The organism is Desulfovibrio mangrovi (assembly GCF_026230175.1).
Taxonomy (GTDB): domain Bacteria; phylum Desulfobacterota; class Desulfovibrionia; order Desulfovibrionales; family Desulfovibrionaceae; genus Halodesulfovibrio; species Halodesulfovibrio mangrovi.
In genome coordinates this window covers 1,127,794-1,147,516 of the sequence record NZ_CP104208.1, presented here as the reverse complement: position 1 = coordinate 1,147,516, position 19,723 = coordinate 1,127,794, and the positions used below count along the sequence as shown (strand labels likewise).

Here is a 19,723-nt window from a genome sequence, read left to right as displayed (position 1 = left end):
CTGCTGCACGCCGCCGGTTGGAATATGAGACCGGCGTGTGCTTTTGCGCACCCTTTTGAGTATTCACATGAGCGGTCGGGACTATTCAGCAGTTCGGGAAATCAAGGCCCGTTTGAACCTCGCAGACTTGGCGCGGCGCTATATGGAGTTGCGGCATGTAAGCGGGCGCTGGAAAGGTCTGTGTCCGTTCCATCAGGAGAAGACCCCCTCGTTCACTATCAATGAACATGACGGGTTCTTTTATTGTTTCGGGTGCCATGCATCCGGCGACCTGATCGATTTTTACTGTCGGATCAATGGCCTCGAGTTTCGCGAAGCCATAGCCCAGCTGGCCGAAGAGGCCGGTGTGGAGCTTCAGGAATACAAGCCTGATCCGCGCGTGCAGCAGGATCGTGATGTCAGACGTCAGTGCCTGCGCATGTATGATATTGCACGGAATCATTTCACGGCTTGTCTGCAGTCTCCCAAGGGCACGCAGTGTCGTGAGTATATTGCAGGCCGCTCCATGGCGCCGCAGATTGTGGAAGCCTTTGAGCTTGGCTGGGCACCGGATGAATGGCATTCGCTGGGCGATGCTCTGCAAGCGGAAGGGGTTACCCCGGAGCAGGGCGTGGAATCCGGTCTGCTTTCCCGCAATGACCGTGGCAATATATATGATCGTTTCCGTGGCAGACTGATCTTTCCGATCAAGGATCTGGCAGGGCGGGTTATCGCGTTCGGCGGCCGCATCATCGTGAAGGATGAGGCCAAGGAACAGGCAAAGTACATCAACAGCAGCGATACGCCCATCTACAAGAAAGGTGAGCACCTTTACGGACTGTTTCAGGCGCGCAGAGCCATTACTGCCCAGAAGCGCGCGTTGCTCACCGAAGGGTACATGGACGTTCTCACCCTGCATCAGTTCGGTTACGAGAATGCCTGCGGGGTGCTTGGCACGGCCCTGACGCCTGAACAGGTGAAGCGGCTTGGCGGTTTCTGTTCCAGCATCGATCTTATTTTCGACGGGGACGAGGCCGGCAGAAAAGCGGCCCTCAAAAGCTGTGAGATGATCCTGAGCCGGGGCATGCAATGCCGCGTGGTGCTCATGCCCGATGGCGAGGATGTGGACAGCCTGTTGCAGGGGCAGGGCACGGAAGCCTTTGAGCAGCAACTGCAGGCGGCGCCGGACGGTGTGGATTACTGCATGAGCACGGTTTCGCAGTGGGCTCCCCGCGAAGTGCTGGAATGGGTGACGAAATTTCTGGATTCTCTGGTGCAGCCTGAGCTGCGCTCGTTTTATATTTCCCGGCTTGCCAGTGGCTTGGGGCTTGATGAGGCGGATTTGCGCAGCACCATGGCTCCGAAGCGACCGGCCGCTACCCGATATGGCATAGAAAACGGTCCGGGCTGGCACCCAGAAGCGGGTGGCCGCACCGCAGGTGGACCGGCATATGCACAGCGGCAGGGCGGAAAGCCGAATCGTCAGTATCAGAATAGACAGGGTGATCGACAGGGATGGTCGGGGGCGCAGGCCCAGGCTCCTGCCGGACGCTCCGGTGGTCCTGCCGGGAACAGGGGAGGCGCACGTCGCCAGCCGTCTGTTCCGCAACCACCTGCGGTAAAGCCTTCGTTGGCGGTGCCGCTGGAAGAAACTGTTCTCTTGTTTTTAGTGCGTTATCCGCACCTGCAATCCGTACTTGAGGAGCACGGCGGGCGTGAATTGCTGCAGTCGCCGTGGGCAGAACGGTTGTGGGAGGCGGTCCTGGAATACGGTACAGGCGATGTCGCCATGTACCTTAGTGGAAAAGAAAAGGAATTTTGGATACGGAACAGGGTTGAAAGCTCGGTTCCGGCTGAAAAGGAACAGGAAGAGCTTCGTGATGTCTGCGAGTTTCTGGAACGAAACCGCCGCCAGCAGCAAGGGCAATCCCTCGTAGCCGCCATGCGGCATATGAAACAGGGTGGCGAACCGGACGCGGATATGGAATTTCTTCGTGTGTTAAAAGAATCCTTGGGGAGGTCCAATGGGGAATATTAAGGACATCCAGCAGATCAAAACCCTCATCGCCAAGGGTAAGGTCAGCGGCTTTTTGACTTTTGACGAGGTCAACAAGGCGCTGCCTGCCGAAGTCAACACGCCTGAGCAGATCGAAGAGATCATCGGCATCTTTGACCAGCTCGACATTGCCATTGTCGACACGGAAAAAGAAGGCAAGGCCATTGCCGTTACGCCCAGCGAGTCTGACGAGGATGCCGGTGAGGTCGATATTGAACTGACTGACGATGAAGATTCTGCCGATTACGCCACCCGCAGCACGGACCCCGTGCGCATGTATCTGCGGGAAATGGGAGCTGTGCCCCTGCTGGACCGTGACGGTGAAGTTGTCATCGCCAAGAAGATAGAAATGGGCGAGCAGGACGTACTGTACGCCCTTGTTGAAGTGCCCGTTGCTGTTGAAGAGCTTATCCATGTGGGTGACGACCTCAAGGAAAACCGCATCAAGTTGAAGGATGTGGTTAAAACCATTGAGGAAGATGATCCCAGCGAAGACGAGCTCAACCAGCGCGAACGCGTTATCAAGCTGCTTGATGAGATCAAGTCCGTCTACAAGAAGCGCAAGAAGATTTACCTGAAGCTGGACGAGTGCGCCACGCTGGACAAGCGTGTTGCCGGCCTGCAGAAGGAAATCATCAGCTACAAGGAAGAGATCGTCCTTCGTCTGCGCGACATCAAGCTGGAAAAGACGCTCATCGACCGCATTATCGAGACTGTGGAAGACTATGTGCGACAGATGCATAACTGTCAGCGCGATCTTTCCGCGTATATCCTTTCCACCGGCAAGACGCAGGCTGATATTCAGACCCTGTTCTCCAAGCTGGAGGAACGTGAAATCAATCCTGTTGTTGCTGCGGACGAGCTTGGCCTGACCGTGGAGGAGCTGTTCTCCTTCAAGGAAATGATCATGGGCAAGATCGAAATCCTCAAGCGCCTGCAGGAAAAGTGCTGTCACAACGTGACCGATCTTGAGGAAGTGCTCTGGCGCATCAAGCGCGGCAACAGCGCCGCCATGCGTGCCAAGCAGGAACTTATCCGTTCCAACCTGCGCCTCGTGGTGAGCATCGCCAAGAAGTACACCAACCGTGGCCTGCAGTTCCTCGACCTGATCCAGGAAGGCAACATCGGTCTCATGAAGGCGGTGGACAAGTTCGAATACCAGCGTGGCTACAAGTTCTCCACGTACGCCACATGGTGGATTCGTCAGGCCATCACCCGCGCTATTGCGGATCAGGCGCGCACCATCCGTATTCCGGTGCACATGATCGAAACGATCAACAAGCTTATCCGCACTTCCCGCTACCTTGTTCAGGAACTGGGACGTGACCCCACTCCTGAAGAAATTGCGGAGCGTATGGACTATCCCATCGACAAGGTGAAGAAGGTCCTCAAGATTGCCAAGGAGCCGATTTCTCTTGAAACTCCCATTGGCGACGAAGAAGATTCCAGCCTTGGCGATTTCATTGAAGACAAGAAGGCTGTTGCGCCTGCCGAAGAAGTGGTTAACACCAAGCTCGGCGAGCAGATTGCCAGCGTGCTGGCAGATCTGACTCCCCGTGAGGAGCAGGTACTGCGCAAGCGTTTCGGCATCGGCGAAAAGTCCGACCACACGCTGGAAGAAGTGGGCAAGCTCTTCAACGTTACTCGTGAACGTATCCGTCAGATCGAAGCCAAGGCGCTTCGAAAGCTTCGCCATCCTGTGCGTAGCCAGACGCTGCGTTCGTACTACGAAAGCTAGCAGACAAAAGGGCGGCCTCTGGGCCGCCCTTTTTTTTCAGGTATGAAGATGAAAAGCATTTCTGTCTTACGGTTACGGGTTGCTTACGCGTCCACGGCGGTGGTACGCCTCCTCACTCTGTTTTTTGTATGCGCATTTGTTGCAGTCTCTGCTACAGATGCATCTGCGGGTGATGCCGGCAAAGAGCAGCAGATAAGGGCGGTGGTCCGTTTTGTGCCGGATGGCGATACCCTTGTCCTTGCTCATGGCGAGGTGGTCCGGCTGCTCGGGATAGATGCACCGGAAATGGGGAAAAATGGCGCGTCTGATCAGTTTTATGCCGCCAAGGCACGTGCGCTTCTTGCTTCCATGGTTCTGGGAAACATCGTGATCGTCAGACCTTCCTCTCCGTCCAAAGATCGTTACGGTCGCACTTTGGCTGAAGTCATGCTGCCGGGCGGGGAGAATGTGAACGAAATACTGGTCTCTGAGGGGGCTGCCATGGTTTATTATCATGACGATCTGCCCGAAGGGTATTTCAACTCCCTGCTTGCTTTGCAACGCAGAGCCTTGAAGATTCGTATCGGCATGTGGCAAGTTCTGAAAAGCATGAACACTGGTGGTGCGCTTTATGTAGCCAATCGTCGAAGTATGCGCCTGTTTACCCCGTCCTGTGATGGAGCGGGAAGAATAGCACGAAAGAACAGGGTTGAGTTTTCAAGCATTGATGAGGCGTTTGCGTTTGGGTATAGCCCCGCACGCCACTGCGGCATTTGGCCCGACCAATAGAATGCGATGACATCTGATTGTTTTTGAGGCATATTCAGGAATAGTCATAATCATAGTGTGTTTGCTCCCGGTTATGGGGGCTGGATCCATCTAGCTCATACAGGTTGAATGGTAATGCCTTTACTTGATCCTCAGTGCAACCGTGCAACTTCCTGTGACTTTACGCAGGATGGCAAATTCTGCGAGATGCTGGATAAAGCCGGAGTGCCGCGTGACGCAAAGTGGCGTACTCTGATTCTCTATATGCGCGGGTTGGCTGATTATTCCTATCTTTCCGAAATGCAGAAGAGTCAGGTTCAGGCCTTGCTGGTCGATGTGCTCAAGCAGCAGGACTTCAGCGAGGAGCGCTTCAGTGAAGTGCTCATGCGTGACCGGGAGATTCTTGTTGCTCCCTATGAGCAGCGTCTCAATGCTGCCCTGCAGGAAACGGTGCAGCTCGCCGAGGAATTCAAGCGGTTGATGCAGCGTCGCAAGGGTGATGTAAAGCATCTGGAGGCCCGTAGCGTGGAGGCCGTGACGAGCGGTCAGGATTCGGCAGAGATCGTTTCCTTGCTTCAAGCCACGTTCCGTGAGGTGATCAACCTGATGGAGCAGGATATGGAGACGCTGGATCAACTGAGCAAGACCGACGCGCTGACCGGACTCAATAACCGCCGTGCCTTTGACGAGGTGCTTGAGAGGGGCATTGCGGACTGGAAGGACAATAATGCTCCCCTTGCACTGATGATGCTCGATATCGACTTTTTTAAGGACTTCAATGACGAGTTTGGCCATCGCATAGGCGATCAGGCTCTCACTACGGTGGCATGTCTTATTCGTCAGTCCATTGCAGTTTTCGGCAGTGAAGGGCTTGAGGTGCATCCCTGCCGTTATGGCGGCGAGGAGTTTGCTGTCATTCTTCGTGGTTCCTCTGCGCTTATTGCCGAAGAGCTTGCCAGTGATATCCGCAAGCGCATGGAACGTTATAATTTTGTTATTCGCGACAGTAATGGGGATATTCTTCGAAAGGGGATCAATATCACCATTTCCAGCGGTATCGCCGAGGCAGACCCTTCATGGAAGGGGGCCTATCAGGAGAATTTGATCGATGCTGCGGATAAAGCGATGTATTATGCCAAGGGTGCCGGGCGTAACCGTGTTGCCAAATGCGTTCCCGGCGTCAAGTCAAATACCTTTGTGATTGTTTCCGGCCAATAGCCTGACGTTTGGCTTCTATCAGTCTTAAAACCTCCCGTTCAGGGAGGTTTTTTTATGGGTATGCTCTCTGCTGTTGACAGGGCGGGGGATTGGGAGATAGATTCCGGCTGCTTATTCTCAGGGCAGGGTGAAACTCCCTACCGGCGGTATTCCGAGTTGCTTCGGAGAGCCCGCGAGCGCTCCGCTCCGGCGATGGTCAATGGATGCGGAGGTCAGCAGATCTGGTGAAATGCCAGAGCCGACGGTCATAGTCCGGATGGAAGAGTATAAGACAGTCAGCATCCCGCCGAGGGCATTCGTGTCCCCTGCGCCGGAGTCTCTTTCCGGCTTCTGTCTTTTTCCGCGCCCTGATTCTGGTTTGTATACTACAGGAGTAGTTACCATGAATCAGTCATTGTTGTCCTCTTTCGGTACCCCGTTTGAGCGTGTTGAGCGTGCGCTGGAAGCGTTGCGCAACGGGCAGGGCGTACTTGTCTCTGACGATGAGGACAGAGAGAACGAGGGAGATCTCATCTTTTCCGCAGAGCATCTGACGCAGGAGCAGATGGCCATGCTTATCCGTGAGTGCAGTGGCATCGTCTGCCTGTGCCTGACGGATGAGAAAGTGCGCCAGCTCAAGCTGCCCATGATGGTGGAAAAGAACGACAGCAAACACCAGACGGCCTTTACGGTCAGCATTGAGGCTGCCGAAGGCGTAACCACCGGTGTTTCCGCAGCGGACCGCGTGCGTACGATCAAGGCCGCGGCATCCGCCACGGCCAAACCAGCCGACTTGCATCGTCCCGGGCACGTGTTTCCGCTTCGCGCCCGTGATGGCGGCGTGCTTGTCCGCCGTGGCCACACGGAGGCAACCGTTGACCTGATGCGCCTTGCAGGGCTCGAACCTTGCGGCGTACTGTGTGAAGTGACCAACCCGGACGGTTCCATGGCCCGTCTGCCGGACATTGTCGAACTGGGCAAGAAGTATAAAATGCCTGTTTTGACGGTTGAAGATGTGGTTCAGTACCGCATGGAGATGGAACGCAAGGCTTCTTAATCCGCGTTACGCATACCGTATACCCCTCTCTGCCCCGCGCTGAACGACTAGCGGCGTGTATGGCGATATCCTTCCGACGTTTTTACCAAAAGCCAATAAGAAAGGCCGGAACTCAAGTTCCGGCCTTTTATTCTTTGGAGGGCTAGGCTTCCTGCTCGTTTTTCCGTTTCTCGTACTCGTCTTTGTAGAGTTTGTACGTGATGGAATCCACAAGAGCCTGCCAGCTTGCCTCGATAATGTTGTACGAGACGCCGACTGTCACCCAGCGGGACTGATGGTCGCCGGACTCAATGAGTACGCGCACGACGGATGCTGTGCCGCCCCCGTCAGGGTTGGTCGCAGTCATGACGCGTACCTTGAAGTCGAGCAGACGCATTTCATTGAGGCGGGGATAGAAGCCGATCAGCGCCTTACGCAGTGCGTTGTCCAGCGCGTTGACCGGGCCCCGGCCCGTTGCGGCAGTATGCTCGGTTATGCCTTCAACTTCGACCATGACAGAAGCTTCAGAGAAGGGCTCCCTGCCCTGTGAATCCTTCTGTTCCAGTACGCGGAACTGGACAAGGTTGAAGAATTCACGGACCCCGCGGCGGGCCAGTTTCTTGAGCAGTAGCAGTTCAACCGAGGCTTCCGCGGCAGCATAGTCATAGCCCATGCTGGAGCGGGTTTTCAGCTCGTTGAGCAGGCCCTTCACCACAGGTTCGTCTTTATCCAGATGGAAGCCGAACCGGCGGGCCATGCTTACGATGTTGGCGCGACCGGCCAGTTCCGTGAGCAGCACGCGCTGGCGGTTGCCCACTTCCTTGGGGTCTACGTGTTCGTACAGCATTGCCAGGCGGTTGACGGCGCTGGCATGGATACCGCCCTTGTGCGCAAAAGCCGAACGTCCCACAAAGGGCTGGCGGCTGAAGGGCTGCAGGTTGGCGACATCGGAGACGTATGCGGAGGCTGCCGTAATAAGCTGCAACTTCTCGCGCGGTATGGTGGTGTAAGCACCGTTACACTTCAGTTCAAGAACGGGAATGATGGAGCAGAGGTTGGCGTTGCCGCAGCGCTCGCCCACACCGTTCATGGTTCCCTGAATATGTACAGCACCTGCCTGTACGGCCGCTATGGAGTTGGCAACTGCCATTTCGCAGTCGTTGTGCGTATGGATGCCTATGTTGGCTTCCGGCAGTGCCTTGCGCACTTCGGCTATGATGGTTGAAACCTCGGAGGGGAGGGTTCCGCCGTTGGTGTCGCAGAGCACAAGCACTTCCGCACCGGCTTCAAATGCCTTGCCTATGGCGGCAAGAGCGTATTCCGGATTGGATTTGTATCCGTCGAAGAAGTGTTCTGCATCAAAGAACACCGGCTTGCCCTGAGAGCGCAGGTATGCCACGGAATCGTGAATAATTTCAAGGTTCCGCTCTTCGGGAACACGAAGGGCTTCTGTGGCATGGATGTTCCATGTCTTGCCGAAAATGGTGCATACGCTGGCACCGGAATCCAACAGGCTGCGCAGATTCGGATCGTTCTCCGGCAGGAAGTTGGGATGGTGAGTGCTACCGAACGCGGCAATGCGCGCATTTTTCAATTGATAGTTCTGTATCTCATTGAAAAATGCACGGTCCACAGGGTTGGAACCCGGCCAGCCACCTTCGATGAAGTCCACGCCCAGTTCATCAAGCTTGAGCGCGATCTTGATCTTGTCCTCGTTATTGAGGTTGATGTCTTCAGATTGGGTACCGTCCCGAAGCGTCGTGTCGTATATCTGTATCTTTTTCATGATCAGCCAAGCATGGAGTCTTTATCCAGCCCGAAGGCGTCGTGCAGGGTGCGAACCGCCAGTTCAGTGTACTTTTCTTCAATCAGACAAGTAATCTTGATTTCAGAAGTGCTGATCATGAGAATGTTGATGTTCATGGCACGAAGAGCTTCAAAAGCCTTGGCTGCAACACCGGAATGGTTGCGCATGCCTACGCCGATGGCGGAAACCTTGCAAACGTGCAGGTCGTGCAGCACTTCGGCGGCACCGGTTTCCTGCTTGATTTCTTCCATCAGGGCCAGAGTCTTCTTCAGATCACCGCGGGGTACGGTGAAGGTCATATCGGTCTTGCCGTTACGGCTCGGGTTCTGGACGATCATGTCGACAACCACACCCTTGTCGGCAAGGGGGCCGAAAAGGCTGTAGGCCACACCGGGAACGTCCGGTACGTCGCGCAGCGTTACACGTGCCTGATCCTTGTCATAGGCAATGCCAGAAACGAGAACTGCTTCCATGGTAGAATCCTCTTGCGTTACTAATGTTCCCGGAGTGTCGGTAAAGGTGGAGCGTACGTGCACGGGCACTTTGTACTTCTTGGCGAACTCCACGGACCTGATTTGCAGAACTTTTGCACCCATGCTGGCCATTTCCAGCATTTCGTCATACGACACTCTGTCCATTTTACGGGCGGTGCTGCACATGTTGGGGTCGGTGGTGTAAACACCGTCCACGTCAGTGTAGATTTCGCATTCGCAGCCAAGGGCTGCGGCCAGTGCCACGGCAGAAGTGTCGGAACCGCCGCGACCGAGGGTCGTGATGCGATTGTCTTCAGTAATGCCCTGGAAACCGGCAACTGCCAGCACGTCATAGTCATCGAGCAGCGCAGTGAGTTTTTCGCTGTCTATGCCAAGGATTCTGGCCTTGCCGTAAGCCTGATCGGTCTTCATGGGAACTTGGAATCCCAGAATCGAGCGGGCCTTGATGCCAGCATCCTTCATAATCATGGAGAACAGGGCGACAGAAACCTGTTCGCCGGTGGAAACAAGGGAATCTACTTCCGCAGGATCAGGATCGCGAGAATATTCATCAGCGAGGGCAAGCAGCTTGTTGGTGTCTCCCGAACGGGCGGAAAGGACAACAACTACCTTGTACCCCTTGGCTCTCGCGGCAAGAGTTTTCTCGCGAACCTGCTTCATGCACTCAAGGTTGGCAACGGAAGTTCCCCCGAATTTCTGAACCAGAATACGCATACCGATTCCTTTGTCTGTTGAAGGGGTTATACCACAGGACGGCCCTCTGGCCGTCTTCGACCCATCACCCAACCCTACTGGCGTATATGTTCCACCAGAAGACGCAATTCGTCGTAGAAACGTTTTGCGGAAGCACCGCAGTATGAAATCTCGACGTGACGGCCTTCATCGCATGGAACCCAGCGAAAAAGCAACCACTCATCGGGCCATTCGGCTTGCGGAATGAATTCCGCCCACTCGACGAGCAGCAGGGATCGACCTTCATCAAGGAATTCATGGTAGCTGCTGTCCACGGGAGATCCTTCCAGCCGGTACAGGTCGTAATGAATCACTTCCGGCCGGGTGGGATAGATGTTGTAGACGTTGAAGCTGGGGCTGCTGACCTCGGCGTTTTCTCCGCCGGGCAGGGATTCGACAAGGGCTCTTACCAGCGTTGTCTTGCCGCTGCCGAGCGGCCCCTGAAAGAGAATGGGACAGACCGCGCCAGCCTTTTGCAAGGCCGAGGCGGCGGCCCGCCCCAGAAGTTCGGTAGTTTCGGAATCGTGTAACTTCAGATGCACGGTAGCCTGTTATCCGGGTATGAGGGTTTTCAGAATGTCTTCCTTGCCGACTATGCCGACCACCTGTCCGTTTTCGACGACAGGCAGCGAATGATACTGGTTATCCACCATGAGAGAGGCAATTTCGTCAATGGGGGTTGTGGGCCGTACGGTTGTGGGGGCAGAGGTCATGGCTTCCGACACCTTGCTGGCGGCAATCTTGCGCATTTCCGCATCCAGATCGGACATGGAGCGCATGGGGATGATGCCGTCCAGTACCGTGAACAGGGTGGGGACATTCAGTTTCTTTTGCTGGCTGATAAGGTCGCTCTGGCAGATGATGCCTACAAGGGTGCCGTCTTTGGATACAACCGGCAGGCCGTTGAACTTGTTGTCCACCATCAGGCGTGCTGCAGTGGGGATGTCGGTTTCCGGCGTGACCGTAATAACGTTGGTAGACATTATATCGCGGGCGGTAAGCATGATGCGGTCTCCTTTTTTGCAGCAATGAGCGCGGCGGCAATATCCTGTGCCGTATTGCCGCGACAGGGAAATTCCTTTTGCAGAAGCGATCCGGCCAAACCGTGCAGGTATACTCCCAGGCAAGCCGCGTCTCGCGCGCAAAGACCTTGCGCAAGCAGACTGGCCGTCAATCCCGCCAGTACGTCGCCTGAGCCCGCCACCGCAAGCTGGGGCACGGCAAAAGGCGAGATGACAAGCGGCGCATTCCGGCTGGCGATGATGGTGCCTGCACCCTTCAATATGGTAACGCAAGGGTATTCTAACGCAAAACGATGGGCTGTGGCTAGTCTGTCCGCCTGAACATCCGAAGTAGTTATGCCTGCAAGCAGGGCGGCCTCGCCCGGGTGCGGGGTGAGAATGTCGCTTTCCCGGAGCAGCGATCGTAGAGAGGTGCTCTGCGCCAGAAGGAACAGGGCGTCGGCGTCCAGTACAAGGGGAGGGCGTTCTATGTTGCCAAGTATGGCTTCAAGGGCCGAGAGCGCTCCGGCGGAACGCCCCATGCCCGGGCCGATGACGCATGCAGATGCACGCTGCGTCGCCTGATAGAGGGCTGCTCCCGCCATACCTTCCCATAAGTCGCCGGAGGCAACTGCCAAGGTAAGCACGTCCGGTTGGCCGCAAGAAATTTGGGGCAGCAGGGGCTCGGGGGCTGCTATGGTGACGTATCCGGCGCCGCCCCGCAGGGCTCCCTGAGCTGCAAGCATGGGCGCGCCTGTCATGCCTCTGGAGCCACCTATAATGAATACGTGGCCTGATGAACCCTTGTGCATGTCTGGCTGCTGCCGCGGCAGAAGCTTTGCAACTGAGGCGTCCAGCAGTTCGAAGGATGGAGTATGCTTTTCCCTTACCGCTCTGGGGATGCCTATTGGTCGGATGTGAAGTGTGCCGGTGTAGTGGTTGGCACCGGGCATGAAAAGACCGGTCTTGGCAGCTTCGAAAGTGACTGTCGCATGTGCTTCAACCGCTTCCGGACAGGGGGTGCCCGTCATTCCGTCAAGGCCTGAGGGAATGTCGAGGGCAAAAATGAAGCTTCGGCCCCTTTGTTCATTGATCCAGCGGACGAGCGGGAGAATGTCCTGCCTGAGCGTGCCCTTGAATCCGGTGCCGAGCAGGCCATCCACGATGCAGTCGGGATTGCACCATGAAGCGGACAGTGATTCCATTGTTCGCTGGCGCAGGAGTTGGAATTGCACGCCGGTTCTGCGTGCCAATCTTATATGATACCCTGCGGTTCCTTTGTGGGCGGCAAGCGGTCGCGTGTGCAGCACAAGCACGTTGGCCTGAAGGCCATGCAGGTGTCGCGCGAGTGCGGCGGCATCTCCGCCGTTGTTGCCGCTGCCCATGAACAGGAGCACGCTTTTTCCCTGTACCGGGCCGATCTCGTCATGCAGGGCATGCAGGGCTTCCCGGCTGGCGTTCTCCATGAGCATTTCTTCACGGATGCCGAAGCTGTGGATGCTCGTTGTATCCCAGAGGGTCATTTCGGCCGGAGAGGGCAGGGGGGTAAACCGTGTCTTGTTCATGTGCGGTCTCTGCCCCACTTGCGGGGGGCTGATGGAATCAGGTTTCCAGAATGACTACGGCAGACGCAACGCCTTTGCCATGTGTCAGGGATATGTGGAAGCGTGACGCGCCAAGTTCGCGGGCTTTGTCGGCTGCCTTGCCGTGCAGTTTCAGGGAGGGTTTTCCGGAGTCGGCACGAGCCACTTCTATGTGAGTGAACCAGATGCCTTCCGTGAAACCGGTGCCCAGCGCCTTCACGGCCGCCTCCTTGGCGGCGAACCGTGAGGCGAGGAATGCAATCGGTAAGGTCGGGAGCGATGCCAGTTCGTTGGGGTGCAGTATGCGTGCTGCGAACTTCTCTCCGAAGCGTTTCCAGGAGCGTTCTATTCTGTCCAATTCGCAGACATCCAGTCCCAGTCCTACGATCACGTTGTGCTCTCCGTGGCAGTATACGTTATGGCGGAGGAGTTATTCCGCAAACGTGCGGATGATTTCCACCATTTCGCGCACAGCGCGGTCCATGCCCACGAGCACAGCCCTGGAAACAATGGAGTGACCTATGGAATACTCGTCGATACCGGGAACGTCCTTGAACATGAATATGTTATTGTAGTTGAGGCCGTGTCCGAGATTGACGCGAAGATCAAGGGAGCGAGCATATTCAATGCCGCGCACAATCTTTTCAAATTCCTTCCGCTGTGCTTCGGGGGTCTTGGCGTCAGCAAAATGGCCGGTATGGATTTCTATGAACTCGCTGCCAACGGCCTTGGCCGCATCAATCTGCGCTACGTCAGCTTCAATAAAGAGGCTGGACTTGATGCCCTGGGCATGGATGGGAGCCAGAAAGTCTCGCAGGTGTTCGACGCGTCCGGCAACTGCAAGTCCGCCTTCAGTCGTCAGTTCTTCACGTTTCTCCGGTACGAGGCAGACCATGTAGGGGGTGGTTTCCAGTGCGATTTGCTGCATCTCTTCCGTGGCAGCCATTTCAAGGTGCATGCGGGAGTTCAGGCATTGCGAAAGCAACCGGACGTCGCGGTCGATGATGTGTCTGCGGTCTTCACGCAAGTGGACGATAATGCCGCGCGCACCGGCAAGCTCGGCAAGATGGGCTGCGGTGACCGGTTCCGGCTCAATACCCCGGCGTTGTTGACGAAGCGTGGCGACATGATCGACGTTGACTACTAGAACGGGCATGGAAGCCTCCTCTTATTTTTATATCTGCATGATCGTGAGGGCTTGTTTCAAAGTCAAGCGTAAATGCATAATATCACGTGATTCCGTCAAGGTTTTCGACGATCCTTTGTGCTGTTGACGAAACGATGTGTGAAGGGTAAATGCTGCGTGAACTGTCAATAAAGATAATCCGCTCTATATAGCAGAGGTATAGAATGAACGTTTGTATAGTTGGTACTGGTTATGTAGGTCTTGTAAGCGCAGCGTGTTTCTCAGAAATGGGTAATACCGTCACCTGCGTCGATGTGAACCCCGAAGTGGTGAAGACCCTTCAAGCCGGCAAGGTGCATATCTACGAGCCCGGTCTTGAAGATCTGGTCCGCCGCAATTACGCAGAAGGCAATCTCATTTTCACCACCAGCCTTGCTGAAGGCATGGAACGTGCGCAGTTTGTTTTCATTACCGTTGGCACGCCTTCCCGTCCTGACGGCTCCTGCGATCTCTGCTATGTGGAGCAGGTTGCCCGTGAAATCGGTCAGCACATGCACAAGCCCGTCATCGTTGTGGATAAGTCCACCGTACCGGTTGGCACTGCCGATCGCGTCCGTGGCATTATCAGCGAGGAACTGGCAAAGCGTGGCGCAGATATCGAATTCGACGTGGTGTCCAACCCTGAATTCCTCAAGGAAGGCGATGCGGTTAACGATTTCATGAAGCCGGACCGCGTTGTGGTCGGTACGGAAAGCGAGAAGTCTGCTGAATATCTGCGCACTCTGTACGCCCCCTTTGCCCGCAGCCGTGAGAAGATGATCGTCATGGGTGTGCGCAGTGCGGAAATGACCAAGTATGCCGCAAACTGCATGCTGGCCACCAAGATTTCCTTCATCAACGAAGTTGCGAATATCTGCGAACGCGTTGGTGCGGATGTCCGCGACGTGCGTATCGGTATCGGTTCCGACCATCGCATTGGTTACCACTTTATTTATCCCGGCGTGGGCTACGGTGGTTCCTGTTTCCCCAAGGACGTCAAGGCGCTGATCAACACCGCGCATGAATATGATTTCCGTCCCGAACTTCTTGAGTCCGTGGACAACGTGAACAATCGCCAGAAGCTCCGCATGGCGGAACGTATTATCGAATACTTTGCCCCGCAGGGTGGAGTGGCAGGAAAGACTCTGGCTGTCTGGGGTATTGCCTTCAAGGCTAACACCGACGACACCCGTGAGGCGGCTTCCCTTGCCATGATCAAGGAGCTTACCGCACAGGGAATGCGTATCCGCGCTTTTGACCCGGTGGCAGGCGAGAAGGTGAAGTCCATGTTTGAAAACGATCCGCTGGTTGAGATCGTTGACAAGCAGTACGATGCTGTTGAAGGTGCGCAGGCGCTGCTGGTTGTGACGGAATGGAACCAGTTCCGTACTCCCGACTTCGAGCGCATCAAGGGCTCTCTGACTGCGCCTATCCTGTTCGACGGCCGCAACCTGTACCCGCCGAAGATGATGGCAGAGCTTGGCTTCGCCTACTTCTGCGTGGGCCGGCCCGATCCCAAGTAGTGGAATTTGAATAGAATGACGAGGCTCCTGACCTTACGGCCAGGAGCCTTTTTTTGTGAGTCGCGGGGAGGAATGACAGCAATAAAAAAAGGCGACCTTACGGTCGCCTTGCAAAGGGCATTGTGTTAGGCTCTGCGTTCCGAGATGCAACGTCTGCAGGACCGCAGCTGGAGTTCCTGAAGGATCAGGCGTTCATATTGCATGGAGGCCTGATTGCGGGTTTGCATGTCGTCTTCAAGAAAGCGTTCGAGAAATTGTGTTTCTTCCCAGAAATCAAGAAGCTCGTCATCTCCAAGTGATTTGATCTGCATGTGGAGCGGGGCATCCTCGGGGTAGGGAAACATGTTCGCCATCAAAATGAGACTCCTTGCCGTACAGGCGGTTTTGTCATCTTCATCCGATGACGGACTACTAATATCCGACCGTATCGTCTTTTACAACCCCTTTTATACGGACTTTTATAACGCCTTCGCTTGTGTCTTTTATCCAAACTAGTTGCCATGTGTACGCAATGTCGGTACATTGTAAACTGACCTAGTTGAAACAGGACGTTTCGGTCCCCCAGTAAACGGGGTAGACTTCTTAGAAGGAGTAGCGAAATGAATGAAGCGCAGAGAAAGCAGGATGACGAACTTCTGCAACTCGTGACCTTCAGTATCGGTGATGAAGAGTTTGGTGTGGATATCCTGAAAGTTCAGGAAATTATCCGTACCATGGAAATCACCAAGGTTCCACGCGCACCCGAGTTTGTTGAAGGGGTCATCAATCTTCGCGGCAAGGTCATTCCGATTATTGACCTTCGTCGCCGTTTTGGTCTGACTTCCAAGGCGCACGACAAGCACACAAGAATTATTGTTATTGAGATCAACAATATGATCGTGGGATTTGTTGTGGACTCCGTATCGGAAGTGCTGCGTATACCCGCGAGCACGGTTGAGCCCCCGCCGCCCGTTGTGGCCGGTATGGAATCGGAATACATCAGCGGGGTGGGCAAGCTCCAGGATCGTCTGCTTATTCTGCTTGATCTTGATCGCCTGCTCTCCAACGAAGACCTCAACGTGCTTGGTCAGATCTAAACCGCGTCCGTATCGATATAATAGCCGCCAGTTGCCCGCAAAGGGCACGGCGGCTTTTTGTCGTGTCATTCATGCGTGAGGCTTGAGTGAGCGGATGCCAACACGACGGATTTTTCTGTGCTGTTTGATGAAATAATTTTGGCGCTGCAGAACTCCAAGCAGCGAATTGTTCAGGTAGCGAGAAGCGGGCCCGCTTCTCAGGCACGCATGGCACATTCCCTGAGGAACAGGGATGAACATGTGGTTCTGGTGGTGCGAAATTCGCAGGAACTGGCAGAATTGAAGGGGCTGCTTACCCTCTTCACGCCGGAAAGTTCCACAGAGGAATCCAGCCTTGTCACGCCGGTCTGGGAGCAGCCATGGACTGTCATTCCTCAGCATCCGGCAGGCTCCCACGGGAAAAGCGCCTGGTCCTCGCGCATTGCCAGCCTGTATTCGCTGAGTCTTCGCAAGAAGCACCAAGGGGTTTTGGTCTCCCTTGATAACTTTCTCCCCAAATTGCCGCCGGTAACCCTTTTTGACACGCATGAGCTTGTTCTGCCGGTTGGAGATGAAACCGGTCCGGACCTGCTGCTTGAGCAGTGCGTGGAGTGGGGGTATTCGCGCGTTCCCATGGTAACCCAGCCGGGTGAAATGGCCCTGCGTGGCGATATTCTGGACATCTTCTGTCCCGGCTATGCGCGGCCTGTCCGACTTGAGTTCTTTGGCGATCAAATTGAGGAAATACGTCTTTTCGAGCCTTCAAGCCAGCGTTCCAAAGGGAATATGCAGGAGCTTGTGCTGCTTCCCACCTCTCCCTTGGTCATGGGCTCGGGGCAAAGAAAGATTGCTGCTGATTGGTGGAAATCGCTGGAAAGACAAGGAAAACTTGCCAAAGGGCAGGCCGGAGTCTTTTCGCATGCTGCTGATGAAGGCGGAACGCCGCTATTGCCCGGCTGCTACTACGAGCAGGCAGCCTTTCTAGAGCAGTGGTTGCCCAAGGATGCGGTGTTCATTCTGCCTTCCGAGCGGGAGCTTAAAGAATCACTTGAAGAGTCGGAGCGCACTTGGCACGCGTTTCTGGATAAGCAGGAAGCTGAGACCGGTTTAAGACAGCCCGCATCCATGGCGTTGCGTACACCGGAACAGGCTACGGCTGTATGGTCCGCCAACCGTAGGGCTCATTTTGAAGACCTGGTTATCGGTGTTGAAAAGCAGGGAGAGGATTTGGCTGAACGTTCTTACGGAGCGTTTCAAGATATTTTCAGTTCGTCGCAGGATCAGGACCGTCCCTGGCAGGCTCTTGTCAGCCGTTTGCGCAAATGGACCCAAGAGAAGCGTCAGGTGCTGCTCGCCTTTGCCAATGAGCGAAGCAGGGCCAAATTCCTCAAGCTTGCCGAGCAGGACGGGCTTATGCCCCACCTGCGCTATGCTCCCAGAGAGAAGGGCCTTTTTGCACTTGTGGCCCCGTTTCGTCGTGGTATTGACCTTGTATGGGACAAGGTGCTCATTCTGGGCGAGGACGTCATCCAGCCCAAGACAGAGCGGAGAGAACGTGCGCGGACCGGTGCCTTTGCAGGACTCAAGGAATATGATGACCTGACTCCGGGTGATCATCTGGTGCACCGTGATTACGGCATTGCCGTGTTCGACGGCCTGCATCGCATGGAACTCGGCGGCGTTTCCAACGATTATCTGCTGCTTCGCTATGCGGGCGATGACAAACTGTACCTTCCTGTTGACCGGCTTGGTCTGATCCAACGATTCAAGGGGCCGGACGGCGGCGCGCCCGCTCTCGACAAGCTGGGCGGTTCCGGTTGGCTTGCCTCAAAGTCGCGGGCCCGCAAGGCTATTGAGAAAATTGCTCATGACCTTGTGGAGATGTATGCATGGCGGCGGCTTGCCAAGGGCTTTGGCTACGGTCCTGTCAATGAGCTCTACCGTGAGTTCGAGGCATCCTTCGGGTTTGAGGAAACCCCTGACCAGGCTCGGGCTATTCAGGATGTTCTGGATGATATGGAAAAGCCCAATCCCATGGACAGACTGGTGTGCGGAGACGTTGGGTTTGGCAAGACGGAAGTGGCCATGCGTGCCGCTTTCCGCGCGGCTTGCGAGGGCAAGCAGGTGGCTCTGCTCTGTCCCACCACCATACTGGCGGAACAGCACTATCAGACGTTCAAAAGCCGTCTTGGGGGCTTTCCCGTCAATATCGGCATGCTCAGCCGCTTTGTAACGCGCCAGAAGCAGAAGGAAGTTCTGGCGGCTGCTTCCAAGGGACAGGTTGATATTCTTATCGGTACGCACCGCTTGCTTTCGGATGATGTGGACCTGCCCAACCTTGCACTCCTCATTCTGGACGAAGAGCAAAGGTTCGGGGTACGCCACAAGGAGAAGCTCAAAAAGTTCAGGAAGAATGTGGACGTACTGACGCTGTCGGCAACGCCCATTCCTCGTACCTTGCAGCTTTCCATGTCCGGCATACGCGAGCTTTCCGTCATTGAAACGGCCCCTCTCGGTCGAAAGCCGGTGGAGACCGATCTCATAGAACGCGATGCAGACATGCTGCGCGGCTATATCAAACGCGAGCTTGACCGTGGCGGACAGGTCTTCTGGGTGCATAACCGTATCGAGGGCCTGGAGCGGGTGGCGGAATATGTCCGTCAGCTGGTGCCGGAAGCCCGACTCGGACAGGCACACGGCCAGATGTCGGAGAAGGATCTGGAAACCACCATGCACAAGTTCTGGCATGGAGAACTGGACGTACTGGTATGTACAGCCATTGTGGAATCCGGTCTCGACTTCCCGCGGGCCAACACCTTGATAGTTGATCAGGCCCAGATGTTCGGCCTTGGGCAGCTGTACCAGTTGCGGGGCAGAGTAGGGCGTTCGGATGTTCAGGCGCATGCGGTGTTTGTGGTAAATAACCTTGAAACAGTGCCAGATATCGCCAGAAAGCGTCTCAGAATCATTTTGGAGATGGATTACCTTGGAGCTGGTTTCCAGGTGGCCATGGAAGATTTGCGTCTGCGCGGCTCCGGTAACATCCTTGGTGAAGCGCAATCCGGACAGATGGCCCGTGTGGGGCTGGACTTGTATCTGGAAATGCTGGAAGAGGAAGTGAGACGGCTTAAGGGAGAAGAGTCTCTTATCGCCGTGGAAACAGAACTCAATATCGGCCTCAACGCCCATATTCCTGAAAATTACATTACGGATGGCCGCGAGCGGCTTCGTTTCTACAAAATGCTTTCATCGGCAGTGGACGCCGTGATGCTGCAGGATCTTGAGTTGGAGATGCGGGACCGCTTCGGGCCCTTGCCGGAAGAATTGTCCAACTTTCTTGGTGTGCTCCTGTTTAAGCGCTTCCTCATGTCCATGCAGGTACAGCGGGCCGATATATTCAAGGACAAGGTACGCCTTGTATGGGGTGAAAAGTCGGATGCCGTTTCCCCGGCAGCCCTTGTGGAATGGGTAAGCTCCCATGCTTCGCAGGCTCGGCTCGTGCCCCCGGCCTGTCTGGAGTTTCGTATGGAGTCCGGAGCAGATGTCCGTGAACGGCTGCAACACGCCCGGGCCGAGCTTGAGCCCCTCATTCTGAAGAAATAAGGACCAG

General features: G+C 55.4%; 16 protein-coding genes and 1 riboswitch. Of the genes, 8 read left to right on the top strand and 8 right to left on the bottom strand.

Annotation, left to right across the window (positions count from 1 at the left end; all coding sequences use genetic code 11):
* Positions 1-67 precede the first annotated feature (67 nt).
* The 5 genes from dnaG to ribB all read left to right on the top strand — a co-directional run bounded on the left by dnaG (position 68) and on the right by ribB (position 6,774).
* Complete coding sequence (gene dnaG, locus N1030_RS05245) at positions 68-2,017, top strand: DNA primase (protein WP_265828128.1); 1,950 nt, start codon at positions 68-70, stop codon at positions 2,015-2,017.
* Positions 2,004-3,773 carry an RNA polymerase sigma factor RpoD gene (rpoD, locus tag N1030_RS05240; RefSeq protein ID WP_265828126.1) on the top strand — a complete coding sequence of 590 codons (1,770 nt, stop codon included), beginning with the start codon at positions 2,004-2,006 and terminating at the stop codon, positions 3,771-3,773. Before dnaG ends, rpoD begins: the two co-directional genes overlap by 14 nt.
* 48 nt (positions 3,774-3,821) lie before the next feature.
* Positions 3,822-4,541, top strand: a complete 720-nt coding sequence (locus N1030_RS05235; RefSeq protein WP_265828124.1) for a thermonuclease family protein — start codon at positions 3,822-3,824, stop codon at positions 4,539-4,541.
* Between the two features lie 114 nt (positions 4,542-4,655).
* On the top strand, positions 4,656-5,738 hold the full coding sequence (locus N1030_RS05230) for a GGDEF domain-containing protein (RefSeq protein WP_265828123.1): 1,083 nt from the start codon (positions 4,656-4,658) through the stop codon (positions 5,736-5,738).
* Positions 5,739-5,847: 109 nt separating this feature from the next.
* A riboswitch (FMN riboswitch) is annotated at positions 5,848-6,010 on the top strand.
* Between the two features lie 110 nt (positions 6,011-6,120).
* Entirely contained in the window at positions 6,121-6,774 is a 654-nt protein-coding gene (gene ribB, locus N1030_RS05225; protein WP_265828121.1) for a 3,4-dihydroxy-2-butanone-4-phosphate synthase, read from the top strand.
* A gap of 142 nt (positions 6,775-6,916) precedes the next feature.
* Here ribB and cimA read toward each other — a convergent pair whose 3' ends face one another.
* The 7 genes from cimA to N1030_RS05190 form a co-directional block, all read right to left on the bottom strand.
* The gene (cimA, locus tag N1030_RS05220; protein WP_265828120.1) at positions 6,917-8,539 is read right to left on the bottom strand and encodes a citramalate synthase; all 1,623 of its coding nucleotides are present in this window, start codon (positions 8,537-8,539) and stop codon (positions 6,917-6,919) included.
* A 2-nt stretch (positions 8,540-8,541) separates the two neighbouring features.
* Positions 8,542-9,768, bottom strand: a complete 1,227-nt coding sequence (locus N1030_RS05215; RefSeq protein ID WP_265828119.1) for an aspartate kinase — start codon at positions 9,766-9,768, stop codon at positions 8,542-8,544.
* 74 nt (positions 9,769-9,842) lie between these two features.
* A complete protein-coding gene (gene tsaE / locus N1030_RS05210) occupies positions 9,843-10,328 on the bottom strand; it encodes a tRNA (adenosine(37)-N6)-threonylcarbamoyltransferase complex ATPase subunit type 1 TsaE (RefSeq protein ID WP_265828118.1) in 486 nt (161 codons plus the stop codon).
* A 9-nt stretch (positions 10,329-10,337) separates the two neighbouring features.
* A complete protein-coding gene (locus N1030_RS05205; RefSeq protein ID WP_265828117.1) occupies positions 10,338-10,790 on the bottom strand; it encodes a CBS domain-containing protein in 453 nt (150 codons plus the stop codon).
* Positions 10,769-12,352, bottom strand: a complete 1,584-nt coding sequence (locus tag N1030_RS05200) for an NAD(P)H-hydrate dehydratase (protein ID WP_265828116.1) — start codon at positions 12,350-12,352, stop codon at positions 10,769-10,771. Before N1030_RS05200 ends, N1030_RS05205 begins: the two co-directional genes overlap by 22 nt.
* A 37-nt stretch (positions 12,353-12,389) precedes the next feature.
* Positions 12,390-12,761, bottom strand: coding sequence for a holo-[acyl-carrier-protein] synthase (locus tag N1030_RS05195; protein ID WP_265828115.1), 372 nt, complete (start codon positions 12,759-12,761; stop codon positions 12,390-12,392).
* Between the two features lie 39 nt (positions 12,762-12,800).
* Positions 12,801-13,526 carry a pyridoxine 5'-phosphate synthase gene (locus N1030_RS05190; protein WP_265828114.1) on the bottom strand — a complete coding sequence of 242 codons (726 nt, stop codon included), beginning with the start codon at positions 13,524-13,526 and terminating at the stop codon, positions 12,801-12,803.
* A 194-nt stretch (positions 13,527-13,720) separates the two neighbouring features.
* Between N1030_RS05190 and N1030_RS05185 the strand changes: the two genes are divergently transcribed.
* Positions 13,721-15,058: a UDP-glucose dehydrogenase family protein gene (locus tag N1030_RS05185; protein ID WP_265828113.1), complete on the top strand. Its 1,338-nt coding sequence runs from the start codon at positions 13,721-13,723 to the stop codon at positions 15,056-15,058.
* Positions 15,059-15,183: 125 nt separating this feature from the next.
* Here N1030_RS05185 and N1030_RS05180 read toward each other — a convergent pair whose 3' ends face one another.
* Positions 15,184-15,411 (bottom strand): hypothetical protein, encoded by a 228-nt coding sequence (locus N1030_RS05180; protein ID WP_265828112.1) that lies wholly within the window; start codon positions 15,409-15,411, stop codon positions 15,184-15,186.
* Positions 15,412-15,657: 246 nt separating this feature from the next.
* Here N1030_RS05180 and N1030_RS05175 point away from each other — a divergent pair, with 246 nt between their 5' ends.
* Both N1030_RS05175 and mfd read left to right on the top strand, forming a co-directional pair.
* The gene (locus N1030_RS05175; RefSeq protein ID WP_265828111.1) at positions 15,658-16,134 is read left to right on the top strand and encodes a chemotaxis protein CheW; all 477 of its coding nucleotides are present in this window, start codon (positions 15,658-15,660) and stop codon (positions 16,132-16,134) included.
* Between the two features lie 207 nt (positions 16,135-16,341).
* Positions 16,342-19,716 (top strand): transcription-repair coupling factor, encoded by a 3,375-nt coding sequence (gene mfd / locus N1030_RS05170; RefSeq protein WP_265828110.1) that lies wholly within the window; start codon positions 16,342-16,344, stop codon positions 19,714-19,716.
* The last annotated feature ends 7 nt before the right edge of the window (positions 19,717-19,723 follow it).

Bases quoted from the DNA above. Each gene is read 5' to 3' on its own strand.
- rpoD (WP_265828126.1), top strand. From the start codon at position 2,004: ATGGGGAATATTAAGGACATCCAGCAGATCAAAACCCTCATCGCCAAG.
- dnaG (WP_265828128.1), top strand. From the start codon at position 68: ATGAGCGGTCGGGACTATTCAGCAGTTCGGGAAATCAAGGCCCGTTTG.
- N1030_RS05185 (WP_265828113.1), top strand. From the start codon at position 13,721: ATGAACGTTTGTATAGTTGGTACTGGTTATGTAGGTCTTGTAAGCGCA.
- cimA (WP_265828120.1), bottom strand. From the start codon at position 8,539: ATGAAAAAGATACAGATATACGACACGACGCTTCGGGACGGTACCCAA.
- mfd (WP_265828110.1), top strand. From the start codon at position 16,342: ATGGCACATTCCCTGAGGAACAGGGATGAACATGTGGTTCTGGTGGTG.
- N1030_RS05190 (WP_265828114.1), bottom strand. From the start codon at position 13,526: ATGCCCGTTCTAGTAGTCAACGTCGATCATGTCGCCACGCTTCGTCAA.
- N1030_RS05230 (WP_265828123.1), top strand. From the start codon at position 4,656: ATGCCTTTACTTGATCCTCAGTGCAACCGTGCAACTTCCTGTGACTTT.
- N1030_RS05180 (WP_265828112.1), bottom strand. From the start codon at position 15,411: ATGGCGAACATGTTTCCCTACCCCGAGGATGCCCCGCTCCACATGCAG.
- N1030_RS05235 (WP_265828124.1), top strand. From the start codon at position 3,822: ATGAAAAGCATTTCTGTCTTACGGTTACGGGTTGCTTACGCGTCCACG.
- N1030_RS05205 (WP_265828117.1), bottom strand. From the start codon at position 10,790: ATGCTTACCGCCCGCGATATAATGTCTACCAACGTTATTACGGTCACG.
- ribB (WP_265828121.1), top strand. From the start codon at position 6,121: ATGAATCAGTCATTGTTGTCCTCTTTCGGTACCCCGTTTGAGCGTGTT.
- N1030_RS05175 (WP_265828111.1), top strand. From the start codon at position 15,658: ATGAATGAAGCGCAGAGAAAGCAGGATGACGAACTTCTGCAACTCGTG.
- N1030_RS05215 (WP_265828119.1), bottom strand. From the start codon at position 9,768: ATGCGTATTCTGGTTCAGAAATTCGGGGGAACTTCCGTTGCCAACCTT.
- N1030_RS05200 (WP_265828116.1), bottom strand. From the start codon at position 12,352: ATGAACAAGACACGGTTTACCCCCCTGCCCTCTCCGGCCGAAATGACC.